Source organism: Paraburkholderia phymatum, from assembly GCF_040965635.1.
GTDB lineage: Bacteria > Pseudomonadota > Gammaproteobacteria > Burkholderiales > Burkholderiaceae > Paraburkholderia > Paraburkholderia phymatum_B.
In genome coordinates, this window is sequence record NZ_JBFRCH010000001.1 from 631,208 (window position 1) to 646,585 (window position 15,378).

The window sequence follows — 15,378 nt, forward strand, 5'->3', positions numbered from 1 at the left end:
GGGCTGCACCTACTTTTCTTTGCAGCGGCAAAGAAAAGTAGGCAAAAGAAAGCCGCTCACACCGCTAATGCTCTGTACTACCCACGTGCTCTCAACGTCCCCATACTTCAGCCGGCAGCGTGTTGGCCTATGTTCCTTGCCAACGTACTACTAAGCGCCACACCCGCTTCATGCCCCTGCGTTGCGGCCCGCGACATCGAATATTCCCACGCCCCTTTGCGGCAAACTGTGTGTAGGCATTCGCGCCGCGCAGGAAACCCTCGCTACGCGATGCGGCTCAAGTGCGGGCATTGCCCTGTACGGTACGGCAACCTCCATTCACTACCGACATGCGGCGCGGAAACGTTCGATACGCTTGGCCGTGCCACACGTGCATGTAGTGGGTGAGGCGTTTAGCCGGAGCATTGGCAACGAACGCAAGCAAGCACGCTATCGCGCGAACTATCGGGACGTTAAGAGCCCGTGGATAAACGTCAAGCACTGGCGGTGTGAGCGGCTTTCTTCTGCCTACTCTTCTTTGCCGCGGCAAAGAAGAGTAGGTGCCGCCCCGCACAGGGGCAACGCTAGCGCCGCGAGGCGCAAACGCGGATGCCAGCAGCAAGCCATAAAAACCAAAACAAGCCGTCGCAGACAAAATCACAAAACAGTCCGCACATGCCACAACTCAGGAAACAGCACCACGTCCAGCATTTTCCGCAGATATGGCGCACCGCTGGTACCACCCGTACCCTGCTTGAACCCGATGATGCGCTCGACGGTAGTCACATGCCGAAACCGCCACTGCCGAAAGGCATCCTCAAGATCGACGAGTTCTTCCGCCATCTCGTACAGATCCCAATGCTGCGACGGATTGCGATACACCTCGAGCCACGCCGCTTCGACTGACGGATCGTGCCGCGTCGGCTGTGTCCAGTCGCGATCGAGCCGCGACGGATCGATCGCGAAACCGCGCCGCGCAAGCAGACGGATCACTTCGTCGTAGAACGACGGCGCTTCGAGCGCCGCCTTCACTTCGGCAAACACGTCGGGGTGATGCGCATGGGGCTTGAGCATCTGCTCGTTCTTGTTGCCGAGCATGAACTCAAGCTCGCGATACTGATACGACTGAAACCCCGACGAGCTGCCGAGGAACGGCCGCATCGACGTGTATTCCGATGGCGTCATCGTCGACAGTACGTTCCAGGCCTGCACGAGCTGCTCGAGAATCCGCGACACGCGCGCAAGCATCTTGAACGCGGGCGGCAATTCATCGCGATGCACGCACGCGAGCGCCGCACGCAATTCGTACAGCGCGAGCTTCATCCACAATTCGCTCGTCTGATGCTGGATGATGAACAGCATCTCGTTGTGATCGGGCGAAAGCGGATGCTGCGCATGCAGGATCGCGCCGAGCGACAGATAGTCGCCATAGCTCATCGACTTCGAGAAATCGAACTGCGCGTCGTGCCAGCCTTTGTCTTCGTCGGCGGCCATGTGCGACGCGTGCCCGCTGTGATCGGGGTGCGCCGTCTGCGTACCGCCGTGTCCGAACGGACAGCCTTGTGCCGGCTTCTCTTCCATCATCTTCATGTGATCGGTCATCGTCTTTCCTCAGGTCACGGCGCCGCGAGCGGCAAATTCGGGCGCACGCCAGGTCTCATGCGCAAGCACGTCGCGCAGATGCTCGACGGCATCCCACACATCGACATAGCGCGTGTACAGCGGCGTAAAGCCGAAACGCAGCACATGCGGCTCGCGATAATCGCCGATCACGCCGCGCGCGATCAGCGCCTGCATCACTTCATAGCCGTGCGGATGCTCGAAGCTCGCATGCGAGCCGCGCTGCGAATGCGCGCGCGGCGTCACGAGCTTGAGCGGAAACTCGTTGCAGCGAGTTTCGACCAGCTCGATGAAGAGATCGGTCAGCGCGAGCGATTTCTTGCGGATCGCCTGCATGTCGGTTTGCAGGAACACGTCGAGCCCGCATTCGACGAGCGCCATCGACACCATCGGCTGCGTGCCGCACAGGAAGCGGCCGATGCCGTCGTCGGCGGCGAACGTCGGGTCCATCGCGAACGGCGCGCGATGACCCCACCAGCCCGACAGCGGCTGTTCGAAGTCGCTCTGACGGCGATGCGGCACCCACGCGAACGCGGGCGAGCCCGGGCCGCCGTTCAGGTACTTGTACGTGCAGCCGACGGCGCAATCCGCGCCGACGCCGTTCAGGTCGACGGGCACGGCGCCCGCCGAGTGCGCGAGATCCCACAGCGCGAGCGCGCCCTGCTGATGGATCAGCTGCGTGAGCGCGGCCATGTCGTGCATGTAGCCCGTGCGATAGTTGACGTGCGTGATCATCGCGACGGCGACATCGTCGGTGATCGCGGCGGGCAGCTCGGACGGATCGTCGACGAGGCGCAGTTCATAGCCGCGATCCAGCTGCTTGATCAGCCCTTGCGCGATATACAGATCGGTCGGGAAATTCGAGCGCTCCGACACGATCACGCGGCGCTTCGGGTCGCGATTGTCCTGCATGCGCAGCGCCGCCGACAGCACCTTGAAGAGGTTGATCGAAATCGTATCGGTGACGACGACTTCGTTGTGCGCCGCGCCGATCAGCGGCGCGAGCTTGTTGCCGAGGCGCTGCGGCAGCGAGAACCAGCCGGCCGTGTTCCAGCTGCGGATGAGTCCTTGCGTCCATTCGGCGCCGATCACCGTCTGCGCGCGCTGCGCGGCCGCGGCGGGCGGCACGCCGAGCGAATTGCCGTCCAGATAGATGACGCCCGGCGCGAGCGCGAACTGGTCGCGCAAGGGCGCGAGCGGATCGGCTGCGTCGAGCGCGAGTGCTTCGTCACGTTGATTCATGATGGTTCGGTTGGGTTGATCGAAAGAGTGTGTCGAGGCGCGAGGCCGTCGGTTGTCGTCAGGCTTGTCGTCACGCTGGCAATGCTCGCAGCACGGCGCGTACCGGGCTCGCGTCGAGCGACGTCAACTTGAGCGGCAGCGCGATCAGTTCGTAGTCGCCCGCTTCCACTGCGTCGAGCACGATGCCTTCGAGAATCGCCATTCGATGCGCGCGTATGCGGCGGTGCGCGTCCATCGTCTTCGACTCCTGCGGATCGAGCGACGGCGTGTCGATGCCGATCAGCTTCACGCCGCGCGCGGCGAGCAGATCGATCGTGTCGGGCGCAACGGCGCAGAAGCCGCTGTCCCAGGCGGTCGTCGGCGCCGCGCGATAGGTGCGCAGCAGCACGCGCGGCGGCACGCCGTCGAGCGATGCCGCGACGTGCTCGGGCGTCACCAGCGGCTTCGCGCCGATGCAATGAATCACGCGGCAGCGGCCCAGATATGCGTCGAGCGGCACCGCGCCGATCGCCGCGCCTTCAGCGTCGTAGTGAAGCGGCGCGTCAGTGTGCGCGCCCGTGTGCGGCGAGATCGTCAGCCGTGCGACGTTGACGGGCGAACCCGCCTCCATCCGCCACACGCGCTCGATGCCGACGGGTGTGTCGCCCGGCCAGACGGGCGTCGCCGTATCGACGGCGGGCGTGATATCCCAAAGCATCTCCATGCGCCTGTCATGTCGTTGTATGTCCATCCTTGGATGATAGGCGGCATGAAATGAAATGTGCTTGCTAAAAAAACTGTTTATTTCGACCCCTTTGGAACATAATTTGAGGCAAACGGGAAAGGGAGACCGAAAATGAACGCGATCTCACTCGACGCCACCGATTGCCGTATCTTGACGGTGCTGCAGCACGAAGGACGAATCAGCAATCTCGATCTGGCGGAGCGGATCTCGCTTTCGCCGTCGGCGTGTCTACGCCGTTTGCGACTGCTCGAAGAGCAGGGCGTGATCGAGCGTTATCGCGCGTGTCTGAACCGCGAAGTGCTCGGCTTCGAACTGGAAGCGTTCGTGCAGGTATCGATGCGCAACGACCAGGAAAACTGGCACGAGCGCTTCGCCGAAGCGCTGCGCGACTGGCCGGAAGTGGTCGGCGCGTTCGTCGTGACGGGGGAGACGCACTATCTGCTGCGCGTGCTCGCCCACAATCTCAAGCACTATTCGGATTTCGTGCTCGGCCGGCTCTACAAGGCGCCGGGCGTGATGGACATCCGCTCGAACATCGTTCTGCAGACGCTCAAGGAGGATTCGGGCGTCCCGGTGTCGCTGGTGACGGACGCGAAGGTGCAATCGCACGGATAGCGGCGCAGGCGGCGGAAACTTCGCGCGGAAAGCCTGCGAAGTCTTCTTTCCCGCGCCCCCGCTGAAATGACGCAATCCGTTAGCCCAGCGGCTTCAGCCCATGGAAATCGCCGTTCTGAAACACGAGCGGCTGGACCCTGCCGGCGCTGTCATGGATGCCGCAGCGCTCCACTTCGCCGACGAAAATGACGTGGTCGCCTTCCTGGTAGCGGCTGCGGTTATGGCATTCGAACCATGCGAGCGCGCCATCGAGCACGGGCATGCCCGTGTCGCCCGCCGCATGCGAGACGCCTTCGAAACGGTCGCCCTTGACGGTCGCGAAGCGCTTGCACAAATCGAGTTGCGACGCGGCCAGCACATTGACGACATAATGACTGTTCGCCTGGAACACGGACATCGACGCCGAACGCGTCGCGAGACTCCACAGCACGAGCGGCGGCGTCAGCGAGACGGAATTGAACGAACTGGCCGTAATGCCGATCAGCGCGCCGGACGGCGCGCGCGTCGTGATGACGGTGACGCCCGTCGCGAACTGGCCGAGTGCGCGACGAAAGGTGGCATCGTCGAAATTGGGCGGGGCGGCGCGTTTCATCGCGTGAGGCATTCCGGCGAACGGACCGCTTGATGAAGCGACCAGATGGAGAAAATCGGTTTGAAGGTCATGTAGAAATTCGGCGAATTGTCCCAATTTTAACTGCAATCGCAGAGGGCCTGGCGCCGCGGGCGGTCGGCGTGGCAGCGCAGTCTGCCGTCGCGCGCCGGGGCTTGCGCCTGATGTCACGAATCGCGCATGGTATGGATGGTGCGTGCGTCACGTGCTGAACAGAAGGGCGGTGCCGTACGAGCGCCCCGCCAGCCGGATGCGATGAAGCATCGGGTTTCAAGGTGACTGTGGCGAGTCAGCCCGTTCCGCGCTTCGACGCGGACGGCGCGGCGAGCCAATCCAAGGAGCGAACATGAGTCAGTCGGTCGAGACCGCCACGTTGGGCGGCGGATGTTTCTGGTGTCTTGAGGCGGTGTTTCTGGGCGTCGATGGGGTGACGTCGGTGGAGTCAGGCTATGCAGGCGGGCAGGTCGAAAGCCCGTCGTACGAACAGGTGTGCGACGGCGACACGGGGCACGCGGAAGTCGTCAAGGTCGAGTTCGATTCGGCGCGCATCAGCTACCGCGAGGTTCTGGATATTTTCTTCGCGATCCACGATCCGACGCAGCTCAACCGTCAAGGCAACGATGTCGGCACGCAGTACCGGTCGGTGATCTTCGCGCACTCGGATGCGCAGCGCGAGACGGCCTTGCAGGCGATCCGCGAGATCGGCGCGGAAGGCATCTACGACGGTCAGATCGTCACGCAGGTGCTGCCGCTCGGCGGCAACTACTGGCCCGCCGAGGCGTATCACCAGAACTACTTCGCGCAGCATCCGGATCAGGGCTATTGCGCGTTCGTCGTCGCGCCGAAGGTGGCGAAGTTCCGCCAGAAGTTCGCTCATCGGATCAAGGCGGGCGCCTGATCCTTAAGCGCGCCAAGGCGCGTTTTTAACATTGCGCGTGTGCAGTGCGGGCCTCAGGCGGCCTGCTCTGCGTTTTTGCTGCTCAGCCAGGCGGCCTGTGCCGCGTTTTCCCTTTGCGCATTGCGAAGCCGCTCGCAGGCAGCCGCGATCTGCGCCGCAAGCTTCACGCACGTCAGCGGCGCCGAGCCTTCGGCCTTGTTGTTCGCGGCGATCAGCACCGGCTGGCCGGCGATCGCGTAGCGCGCTGCGAGTTCGGCGAGCGCCGTGCGCGTTTGCGGATCTTCGTCGACGAGCTTGTCGAACGGCTCGTACTTCGCTTTCGCCTGTTCGTACTTGAAGCCGCCATGCAGGCTCCAGCGCACGATCAGCGGACCCGACGGCGCGTCGTCGAGCATCGCGAGAGCGGCCGCCTGGCGCGAAGCATCGGGCATCCGTGCATGAATGCCGACGCAGTAGCGCACGCCCGCCGCCTTCAGCGCGCGGATGAGGCGCGGCGTCAAAAGGCACGCGTCGCGGATTTCGACGGCATAGCAGGTGTCGCCTTCGAGCGGCGGCAGCGCCGACAGGAACGCCGCCAGCCGTTCGATGAAGAGCGCAGGCTGCGCGAGCATTTCATCCGGCAGCGGCGAGAACTGGAACACGAGCGCGCCTGCCTTCTTGCCGAGACCGTCGATGCACGGGCGCACGAATTCGTCGATGGCCAGTTGCGCGTTCAGAAAGCAGGGATTCTCCGACACCGGCTCGCCGCGCTCGGCGCGCACGGTCGCATCGGTGACGAGCGCGGGCGCCTTCACGATGAAGCGGAAGTCGTCCGGCACCTGCTGCGCGTAGCGCAGATAGTCGGTGAGCGTGAGCGGCGCATAGAACGAGCGGTCGATGCTCACCGTGCGCAGCAGCGGATGCGCGCCGTATGCCGCGAGGCCATCGCGCGACAGCTTGCTGTTGCTGTAATCGTCGCCGTAGACGATGCCCTTCCAACCCGGAAACGACCACGTCGACGTGCCCAGATGCACGTGCGACGGCAGCTGGCTCGCGAGTTCGACGATATCGGCGGACGGCTGCGCGGCGAGCACATCACGGGCGCGGCGCTTTTTCGGCGCCGCGCCCGTCTGCGCGGAGGATGTGTCGGAAGCGGTATCGGATGCCGCCGTGGGCGGCGAAGCGTCGGCGGCAGGCGTTTCGCCGACGGGGTTGCCGAACATGTCGAGTTGCGCGGAGTGCTCCGGCGTTTCTTCTTTCATCGATGCGTTGCGAGAGAGAGTGCGCTGATGTGAACCGCGCCTGCTTCGGGCCGACCCGGCGGAACAGGCATGCCGCGCTAGCCGGTTCGAAACGGAATGCTGCGCGATTCTACAGCGCCTTCTCGTACATGTAGCGGCGCGACCACGGCAGCGTCTTCGCGCTGCGTCCCGCCCTGCGGCACACGACCTGAAAGATCGATACGTCGTCGTGCTCGAACGCGTACGCGCAGCCCGCGAGGTACACACGCCAGATACGGAACTTCTCGTCGTCGACGAGCTTCTTCGCTTCTTCCGCGTTTGCCTCGAAGTTTTCCGTCCAGATTTCGAGCGTGTGGGCATAGTGGCGGCGCAGGCTCTCGACGTCGATCGCTTCGAGCCCGCCGCGCTGCATCGATTCGAGCGCGAGGCTGATATGCGGCAGCTCGCCGTCGGGGAACACGTATCTGTCGATGAATTCGCCGCCGCCGAGAGCCGTTTCGCCGCTGTCGGAGTCGGTCGACGTGATGCCGTGATTCATCGCGATGCCGTCGTCCGTGAGCAGATCGTGAATCTTCTGGAAGTACGTCGGCAGATTCTTGCGGCCCACGTGCTCGAACATGCCAACGCTCGTGACGCGGTCGAACTGGCCTTCGATATCGCGGTAGTCCTGCAGACGGATTTCAATCTGGCCTTCGAGGCCTGCGGCTTTCACGCGCCGCGTCGCGAGATCGAACTGGTTCTGCGACAGCGTCACGCCCACGCACTTCGCGCCGAACTTCTGCGCCGCGCGCAGCACGAGCGCGCCCCAGCCGCAGCCGATGTCGAGCAGACGCTGGCCCGGCTGCACCTGGATCTTCGTGAGGATGTGATCGATCTTCTTGATCTGCGCGGCGGCGAGATCTTCGTCGCCGCTCTCGAAGTACGCGCACGAATACACCATGTTCTCGTCGAGCCACAGCTTGTAGAACTCGTTCGAGACGTCGTAGTGATACTGGATCGCTTTCTTGTCGGACGTTTTCGTGTGATTGAAATAGCGCCGCACGCGGGCGAGCTTGCTGGCGCTCGTCACCGTGCTGCGCGCAAGCGAATAGCCGATGTTGATGATGTCCGACAGCTTGCCTTCGATGTCGATCTTGCCCTTCACGTAGGCCTCGCCCAGATTGTCGAGGCTCGGTTCGAGCAGGAGGGGCAGCGCGGAAGCGCTATTCACTTTCAGCGTGACCTGCGGCGCCGCGAACGTGCCGAAGTCGTGTTGCTGGCCATCCCACAGCACGAGGCGCGCCGGAATGTTGGCCTTCGTTTTTACTTCTTCTACCCACTGCGCCAGCTTCTTCTCCCAGAACATGTGATCTCTCCGTGTCCAATGAATCAAAGCAAAGCTTGTCGGATCGCAGTGCGCTGCGCGTGCCTCCCCGGTCCGCGTTAGTCGCGCATTCGAACGTCGGGCAGCGCGCGATCCAGCCGTCCGCGCATTGCGCCGCCGTCGCGCATCGGATTCGCGACGGCGCGCGGGCCGGCCTTTCGACGAGTCAGGGCGACAGACGGGCGATAGTCCAGTCGGCGCCGCCGCTGCTGCGCGTGTAGAGCAGCCGGTCGTGCAAACGCGATGGCCGTCCTTGCCAGAATTCGATCGCATCGGGGATCAGCCGGTAGCCGCCCCAGTGCGGCGGACGCGGCGGGTTCTCTCCGTATTGTGCGCTGAATTCACGTTCGCGCGCTTCCAGAAGCGCACGGCTTTCAATCACCTTGCTCTGGTCCGACGCCCATGCGCCAATGCGCGAGCCGAGCGGCCGCGACGCGTAGTACGCGTCGCTTTCCGCATCGCTCGTCTTGACGACGGTGCCTTCGATGCGCACCTGGCGTTCGAGTTCGATCCAGTAGAAGAGAAGGCTTGCGTGCGGGTTCTTCGCGAGCTCGCGGCCCTTGCGGCTTTCGTAGTTCGTGAAAAAGACGAAGCCGCGTTCGTCGACACCCTTGATGAGCACGATGCGTGCCGAAGGCCGGCCGCGCGCGTCGACCGTCGCGAGTGTCATCGTGTTCGGCTCGGGCAGTTGCGCATCGACTGCCTGTTTGAACCACTTGTCGAACTGATGGAACGGATTGGGATCGACATCGGCGATGTCGAGAGAACCGAGCGAATAGTTTTTGCGGAGGTCGGCAAGAGTGCTCATATTTTTATGCAAGCGCTACAGTGGGGCCAGTATAGCGAAGGACGCGAATCTCTGTCTTGAGTCCTGTCGTACCGATGGCTCGAGCGCGAAGAGGCGACGGCGCACGTTGGGCGCTTGCGGGCGCGATCAGGCAAAATACGGGCTTGGATGCATGCGGATATCCGCGCGATATCGGCACGCACACGCCTGAATTCGCCAAGCCACACATCATGTCCACCTCTCTCGTCACCGAGCAATCCGATCTTACTACCGACCACACCACGCACGAAACGCACCATACGCACGATGCGGCCGACCGCGCGCGACGCTTCGGAGGCGTCGCGCGTCTGTATGGCGCGGATGGGCTGGCGGCGTTCGAGCGCGCGCATGTCGCCGTGATCGGCATTGGCGGCGTCGGGTCGTGGGCGGCGGAAGCGCTCGCGCGCACGGCGATCGGCAGGATCACGCTGATCGATCTCGACAACGTGGCCGAGAGCAACACGAACCGGCAGATTCACGCGCTCGACGGCAACTACGGCAAGCCGAAGGTCGACGCGATGGCCGAGCGCATCAGGCTGATCGATCCGCAATGCGATGTGCGCGTGATCGAAGATTTCATCGAGCCGGATAGCTTCGACGCGGTGCTGGGCGGCGGCTTCGACTATGTGATCGACGCGATCGACAGCGTGCGCACGAAGACGGCGCTGATCGCATGGTGCGCCGGGCACAAGCAGTCTTTGATTACGGTTGGTGGCGCAGGCGGGCAACTCGACCCGACGCGCATTCGCATCGACGATCTCGCGCTCACCATTCAGGACCCGCTGCTGTCGAAAGTGCGTGGCCAGTTGCGCAAGCAGCACGGCTTTCCGCGCGGGCCGAAAGCGAAGTTCAAGGTGAGCGCCGTGTATTCGGACGAGCCGCTGATCTACCCGGAAGCGGCCGTCTGCGATATCGACGAAGAGGCTGAGCACATCACGACGTCGCCCGGTCATCATGGGCCCGTGGGCCTGAACTGCGCGGGCTTCGGATCGAGCGTGTGCGTAACGGCGAGCTTCGGGTTTGCCGCCGTGTCGCATGTGTTGCGAGCGCTCGCGAAGCAGGGGGCCTGAGGCGAATCTCTTGCATCAACGAAAAACGCGGCCATGTGGCCGCGTTTTTTTCATGCTGCATCGGAAACGAACGATCCGCGCGATCAGTTCAGCGACGCGCTCAGCCTGCGCCGCCACTTCGACACCAGTTCCGGCTGATGCGCGGCAAGGTCGAACACCGACAGCATCGTCTTGCGGCCGATGTCGTCGCGGAACGTGCGGTCGCGCTGCACGATCGCGAGCAGATGCTCGAGCGCCGGATCGTACTTGCGCCGCGCGATGAGCGCGCTCGCGAGGTCGAAACGCGCTTCGAGGTCGTCGGGATTGTCGGCGACGCGGGCTTCGAGCGCATCCGTGGGCGGCAGGTCGGCGGCGGCGTCGACGGCATCGAGCCGCGTCTTGATCGCGTTGTAGCGCGCGTCGATGCCCTGCGTCGTTTTCGGCGACAGCAGATCGTTTTCCTTCTGCGCTTCCTCGACGCGATGGTCTTCGAGCAGCAGTTCCATCAGATCGAGCCGCGCTTCGTCGTAGCCCGGATCGAATGCAAGCGCCGCCTTCAGCGCGTCGTACGCATCTTCACGGCGGCCTTCGGAGACGGCCACGGCCGCTTCGGCGCGCGCCGCTTCCGCGCTGTCGGGCACGAGGCGGTCGAGAAACTGGCGCAACTGGCCTTCCGCGAGCACGCCGATGAACTGATCGACGGGGCGTCCGTCCGCGAAGGCGACGACGTGCGGAATGCTGCGAACCTGGAAGTGCGCGGCCAGTTCCTGGTTCTCGTCGACGTTCACCTTCACGAGACGCCATTTGCCTTCGTACTCGGCTTCGAGCTTTTCGAGCATCGGGCCGAGCGTCTTGCACGGTCCGCACCACGGCGCCCAGAAGTCGACCAGTACGGGCGTGAGCATCGATGCGCTGATGACGTCCTTTTCGAAGGTGGCGAGTGTGGTGTCCATTGCGATCTCTTCCTGAATCTGTACTTGAAGTAAATAGGGGCGGCCGGCGCGGTTTCAACGCGCGTCGTCGATTCGTCTGGTTTCAGGTGCTTTCGGCGTCGCCCCTGCCGATGCTTGCGAGTCTAGCGCGGCTTGCGCTCCGGCAACGGAATCCATTCCGTCTCGCCCGGCACCTTGCCCATTTCCTGATTCGTCCAGGCGGCCTTTGCGCGCTCGATCTTCTCGCGCGAACTGGAAACGAAATTCCATTCGATGAAGCGTTCGCCGTCGAGTTTCTCGCCGCCGAGCAGCATCACCGTCGCGCCTTTTGCGCTCGCGAGCGTGACGGTTTCGCCGGGCGCGAGCACGGCCATCTGTTCGGCTTCGAGTGGCTGGCCGTCGAGCGACAGATCGCCGTCGACGAGGTACACGCCGCGCTCGTCGTGCTCCGGTTCGAGCGCAAGCGCGCTGCCGGGCGAAAAGTGCGCGGCAGCATACAGCGTGCCCGAGAACGTGCGCGAGGGTGCCGTCTGGCCGAACGACGAGCCCGCGATGATGCGCAAGATGACGCCGTTTCGCTCGATCTCGGGCAGCGTCGAGCCGGGATGGTGTTCGAACGACGGCTCGGCGTCCTCGTCGGCGAGCGGCAGCGCGATCCAGGTCTGGATGCCGTGCACTGTCGAGCCGTTCGCGCGTTCCGGTTCGGGCGTGCGCTCCGAATGCACGATGCCACGGCCGGCCGTCATCCAGTTGACGTCGCCGGGGACGATCCTCTGTTCGGAACCGAGGCTGTCGCGATGCATGATCGCGCCTTCGAACAGATAGGTGACGGTCGCGAGGCCGATATGCGGATGCGGACGCACGTCGAGTCCTGTTCCTGCGGGCAGCGTCGCGGGGCCCATGTGGTCGAAGAAGATGAACGGACCGATGAGACGCGCGGCCATCGCGGGCAGCACGCGCCGTACGGCCAGATTGCCGATGTCGCGGACGTGGGGCTTGAGAACCGCTTTGATCGATGAGGGCATGAAGGGGCTCGATGGGGGGACAGGGCAGGTCATTCTACTGCCCATGCCGGCAGGCTGCGCGCGAGGGATTGCGTGACGAGGGCACGCGTCTGGCAAAGCAGAAGATGCCTTTGCCGCCGCTCCGCTAAACTCTTTTCTTTCAGAACAAGTAGAAGAGGAGTCCAGATGTCGCCGAAAGACCTGCTGCTGGCGCTGGTCGTCGTTCTCGCGTGGGGCGTGAATTTTGTGGTGATCAAGGTCGGCCTGCACGGCGTGCCGCCGATGCTGCTCGGCGGGCTGCGCTTCACGCTCGCCGCGATTCCCGCCGTGTTCTTCATCAGGCGGCCGAAGATGCCCTGGCGCTGGCTCATTGCATATGGCGCGACGATCTCGCTCGGCCAGTTCGCGTTCCTGTTCTCGGCGATGTACGTCGGCATGCCCGCCGGTCTCGCGTCGCTCGTGTTGCAGGCGCAGGCGTTCTTCACACTTGGGTTCGCCGCGCTGTTCCTGCACGAACGCTTTCGCGCGCAGAACGTGCTCGGTCTCGTGATCGCGGCGATCGGGCTCGCGGTGATCGGCATGCAGGGCGGCCACGCGATGACGCTCACCGGCTTCATCCTCACGCTGTGCGCCGCCGTGATGTGGGCGCTCGGCAATATCGTCACGAAGAAGGTCGGCAAGGTCGATCTGGTCGGGCTCGTCGTGTGGGGCAGTCTCGTTCCGCCCGTGCCGTTCTTCGCGCTGTCGTATCTGCTCGAAGGGCCGCAGCGCATCGAGGCGGCATTGACGGGCATCGGCATGTCGTCGGTGTTCGCGATCGTCTACCTCGCGTTCGTCGCGACGCTGCTCGGCTATGTGCTGTGGAGTCGCCTGCTGTCGCGTTATCCGGCGGGGCAGGTCGCGCCGTTCTCGTTGCTCGTGCCGATCATCGGGCTCGCGTCGGCGTCGGTGCTGCTCGGCGAGTCGCTGTCGGCCGCGCAGATCGGCGGCGCGGCGCTCGTGATGGCGGGCCTTGCCGTCAACGTGTTCGGCGGCTGGGTCGTGCAAAGACTTGCGCCTGCGCGTTGATCCGTGTTGTTCTGCATTGGTCCGCGTTGACCTTCGGTGACGCGTAAAACGGCAACGGCCGCACTTCGCAGTGCGGCCGTTTTGCTTTGCTTGCAGCGCGGGTTTCGCGGAAAGCCTGGGCCTCAGGTCATCCGGCTCTTCGCGAGCGGCGGGTTCGCCGCAAAGTAGCGCTTGATGCCGCTCAGGATCGCGTTCGCCATCTTCTCGCGATACGCGTCGTCGTTCAGACGGCGCTCCTCGTCCGGGTTGCTGATGAACGCGGTCTCGACGAGGATCGACGGAATGTCGGGCGCCTTCAGCACGGCGAAGCCCGCCTGTTCGACGCTGCCCTTGTGCAGCTTGTTGATCCCGCCGATTTCCTTCAGCACGAACGTGCCATAGCGCATCGAGTCGCGGATCTGCGCCGTCGTCGACATATCGAACAGCGCGCGGTTCACGCTCGCATCGGCGGACTTGATGTTGATGCCGCCGATCTGATCCGACGAGTTTTCCTTGTTCGCCATCCAGCGCGCGGCCGCGCTCGACGCGCCATGCTCCGACAGCGCGAACACCGACGAACCGCTTGCTTCCGGCGTCGTGAACGCGTCGGCGTGAATCGACACGAACAGGTCCGCGCCGACGCGCCGCGCCTTCTGCACGCGCACGTTGAGCGGCACGAAGAAGTCGGCGTCGCGCGTCATCATCGCCCGCATGTTCGGCTGCGCGTCGATCTTTGCGCGCAGCTTCTTCGCGATGTCGAGCGCGACGTGCTTCTCGTAAGTGCCGCTGCCGCCGATCGCGCCGGGGTCTTCGCCGCCGTGGCCGGGATCGATCGCGACCGTCAGCAGGCGCACTGTCGTGCTGCCCTTCTTCGGCGTGGTGAACTTGTACGTGTCGTCGCCGTTGTCGGCGTCGTTGTCCGTATCGTTGTCGTTGTTGCGCGCGATGACGGGCGGCGCGGGCGCCGGCGTGGGCTTCGACGGCGTGTGCGGCGCCGGCGCCGCATGCGCGGGCGGACGCGGCGCCGGCGCAGGAGCCGAAGACGAAGGCGCGTTGTTCTGCGCGTACTTCTCGAAGAAGGCGTCGCTGTTGTCGGCAGGCGGCGTGGTCGGGCCGCTCAGCGTCGCGGCGGGCGGCGATGACTGTTCGTTGAGCTTGTCGAGTTGCTGCTGCTTGCGCTCCGTCTGCGCGAGCAGGTCCATCAGCGGATCGGGCGCGACGGCGGGGTACAGGTCGAACACGAGACGGTACTTGTACGTGCCGACGGGCGGCAGCGTGAACACCTGCGGTTTCACCGAGCCCTTCAGGTCGAATACCATCCGCACCACATGCGGCTGGTACTGACCGACGCGCACCGATTGAATCTGCGGATCGTTCGGCGCGATCTTCGAGACGAGATCCTTCAGCGCCTGATCGAGGTCGAGACCGTTCAGATCGACCACCAGCCGATCGGGCCCTTGCAGCATCTGCTGCGTGTTCTGCAGCGGCTGATCGGACTCGATGGTCACGCGCGTGTAGTCGCGCGCGGGCCACACGCGCACGCCGAGCACCGACGACGCCCACGCGAAACGAGGAGCGGCAAGCCCGAGGACGAGCGTGGACGCGCCCGCGCGAAGAATCTGCCGGCGACGCCAGTTATGCGTCGCCGTGGCCGCCGATTCGATTGAGCGGAACGGTTTGATCAACATCTTTCGAGACATGCCTTTCCTGATTCGCTGTACGCCCGGGCGACCAGCCTGCGGCCATCGCCGTCGACGTCGAGCGAGAACACGAGATCCGGCACGCCTAGCAGACTGCCCGCGCGTTGCGGCCATTCGACGAGGCAGATTGCGCCGCTGTCGAAGTACTCGCGAAAGCCTGCATCGGCCCATTCGGCCGGATCGTTGAAGCGGTAAAGATCGAAGTGATACAGCTCGAGTTCCCCATCCGGCCGTTCGACCGCATAAGGCTCGACGAGCGTATAGGTCGGGCTGCGCACGCGGCCCGTGTGTCCGAGGGCGCGCAACGTGGCGCGGACGAGTGTCGTCTTGCCGGCGCCCAGGTCGCCGAAGAGCTGCACCTGAAGACCGTCGAATGCTAGGTCGCCCGACACGCTGCTTGCGTTGCGCACGCCGTCGATTGCATGCGCGAAGCGTTCGCCGAATGCCATCGTGGCGGCTTCGTCCGCGAGCGCGAAATGGCGCTCCAGCAGGACGGCAGCGGACGATTGATTCGCGAGACGGGATTGATCGGGCATTCTCGTAAAATGG

The 15,378-nt window shown here is 64.1% G+C and carries 15 protein-coding genes; 4 read left to right on the top strand and 11 right to left on the bottom strand.

The window, feature by feature from the left end:
* Positions 1-636 precede the first annotated feature (636 nt).
* The 3 genes from kynA to kynB form a co-directional block, all read right to left on the bottom strand.
* The gene (kynA, locus tag AB4Y32_RS02860; RefSeq protein WP_368719878.1) at positions 637-1,581 is read right to left on the bottom strand and encodes a tryptophan 2,3-dioxygenase; all 945 of its coding nucleotides are present in this window, start codon (positions 1,579-1,581) and stop codon (positions 637-639) included.
* 9 nt (positions 1,582-1,590) lie between these two features.
* Entirely contained in the window at positions 1,591-2,841 is a 1,251-nt protein-coding gene (gene kynU, locus AB4Y32_RS02865) for a kynureninase (protein ID WP_368719879.1), read from the bottom strand.
* A 70-nt stretch (positions 2,842-2,911) separates the two neighbouring features.
* On the bottom strand, positions 2,912-3,544 hold the full coding sequence (gene kynB, locus AB4Y32_RS02870) for an arylformamidase (protein WP_368719880.1): 633 nt from the start codon (positions 3,542-3,544) through the stop codon (positions 2,912-2,914).
* 132 nt (positions 3,545-3,676) lie between these two features.
* Between kynB and AB4Y32_RS02875 the strand changes: the two genes are divergently transcribed.
* Entirely contained in the window at positions 3,677-4,180 is a 504-nt protein-coding gene (locus AB4Y32_RS02875) for an Lrp/AsnC family transcriptional regulator (RefSeq protein ID WP_368719881.1), read from the top strand.
* A gap of 79 nt (positions 4,181-4,259) precedes the next feature.
* Here AB4Y32_RS02875 and AB4Y32_RS02880 read toward each other — a convergent pair whose 3' ends face one another.
* Positions 4,260-4,772, bottom strand: coding sequence for a flavin reductase family protein (locus AB4Y32_RS02880; RefSeq protein WP_368719882.1), 513 nt, complete (start codon positions 4,770-4,772; stop codon positions 4,260-4,262).
* A 364-nt stretch (positions 4,773-5,136) separates the two neighbouring features.
* On the opposite strand from AB4Y32_RS02880, the gene msrA reads away from it, so the two are divergent.
* Positions 5,137-5,688, top strand: a complete 552-nt coding sequence (msrA, locus tag AB4Y32_RS02885) for a peptide-methionine (S)-S-oxide reductase MsrA (protein WP_368719883.1) — start codon at positions 5,137-5,139, stop codon at positions 5,686-5,688.
* A gap of 53 nt (positions 5,689-5,741) precedes the next feature.
* Here msrA and AB4Y32_RS02890 read toward each other — a convergent pair whose 3' ends face one another.
* The 3 genes from AB4Y32_RS02890 to pdxH all read right to left on the bottom strand — a co-directional run bounded on the left by AB4Y32_RS02890 (position 5,742) and on the right by pdxH (position 9,079).
* The gene (locus tag AB4Y32_RS02890) at positions 5,742-6,929 is read right to left on the bottom strand and encodes a DUF72 domain-containing protein (RefSeq protein ID WP_368719884.1); all 1,188 of its coding nucleotides are present in this window, start codon (positions 6,927-6,929) and stop codon (positions 5,742-5,744) included.
* Positions 6,930-7,038: 109 nt separating this feature from the next.
* Complete coding sequence (locus tag AB4Y32_RS02895) at positions 7,039-8,253, bottom strand: class I SAM-dependent methyltransferase (protein ID WP_368719885.1); 1,215 nt, start codon at positions 8,251-8,253, stop codon at positions 7,039-7,041.
* Positions 8,254-8,437: 184 nt separating this feature from the next.
* A complete protein-coding gene (pdxH, locus tag AB4Y32_RS02900) occupies positions 8,438-9,079 on the bottom strand; it encodes a pyridoxamine 5'-phosphate oxidase (RefSeq protein WP_368719886.1) in 642 nt (213 codons plus the stop codon).
* 209 nt (positions 9,080-9,288) lie between these two features.
* Here pdxH and tcdA point away from each other — a divergent pair, with 209 nt between their 5' ends.
* On the top strand, positions 9,289-10,167 hold the full coding sequence (gene tcdA / locus AB4Y32_RS02905; RefSeq protein WP_368719887.1) for a tRNA cyclic N6-threonylcarbamoyladenosine(37) synthase TcdA: 879 nt from the start codon (positions 9,289-9,291) through the stop codon (positions 10,165-10,167).
* An 83-nt stretch (positions 10,168-10,250) separates the two neighbouring features.
* Here tcdA and trxA read toward each other — a convergent pair whose 3' ends face one another.
* Positions 10,251-11,099, bottom strand: a complete 849-nt coding sequence (trxA, locus tag AB4Y32_RS02910; protein ID WP_368719888.1) for a thioredoxin — start codon at positions 11,097-11,099, stop codon at positions 10,251-10,253.
* Between the two features lie 122 nt (positions 11,100-11,221).
* Entirely contained in the window at positions 11,222-12,103 is an 882-nt protein-coding gene (locus AB4Y32_RS02915) for a pirin family protein (protein ID WP_368719889.1), read from the bottom strand.
* 165 nt (positions 12,104-12,268) lie between these two features.
* On the opposite strand from AB4Y32_RS02915, the gene AB4Y32_RS02920 reads away from it, so the two are divergent.
* Positions 12,269-13,150 (top strand): EamA family transporter, encoded by an 882-nt coding sequence (locus AB4Y32_RS02920; protein WP_368719890.1) that lies wholly within the window; start codon positions 12,269-12,271, stop codon positions 13,148-13,150.
* Positions 13,151-13,272: 122 nt separating this feature from the next.
* Here the strand turns inward: AB4Y32_RS02920 and AB4Y32_RS02925 are convergent, their stop codons facing one another.
* Together AB4Y32_RS02925 and tsaE are read right to left on the bottom strand one after the other, a co-directional pair.
* Entirely contained in the window at positions 13,273-14,829 is a 1,557-nt protein-coding gene (locus AB4Y32_RS02925) for an N-acetylmuramoyl-L-alanine amidase (protein WP_368719891.1), read from the bottom strand.
* Positions 14,811-15,365 carry a tRNA (adenosine(37)-N6)-threonylcarbamoyltransferase complex ATPase subunit type 1 TsaE gene (gene tsaE / locus AB4Y32_RS02930; protein WP_368719892.1) on the bottom strand — a complete coding sequence of 185 codons (555 nt, stop codon included), beginning with the start codon at positions 15,363-15,365 and terminating at the stop codon, positions 14,811-14,813. The genes AB4Y32_RS02925 and tsaE overlap by 19 nt, the downstream gene beginning before the upstream one ends.
* Positions 15,366-15,378 lie beyond the last annotated feature (13 nt).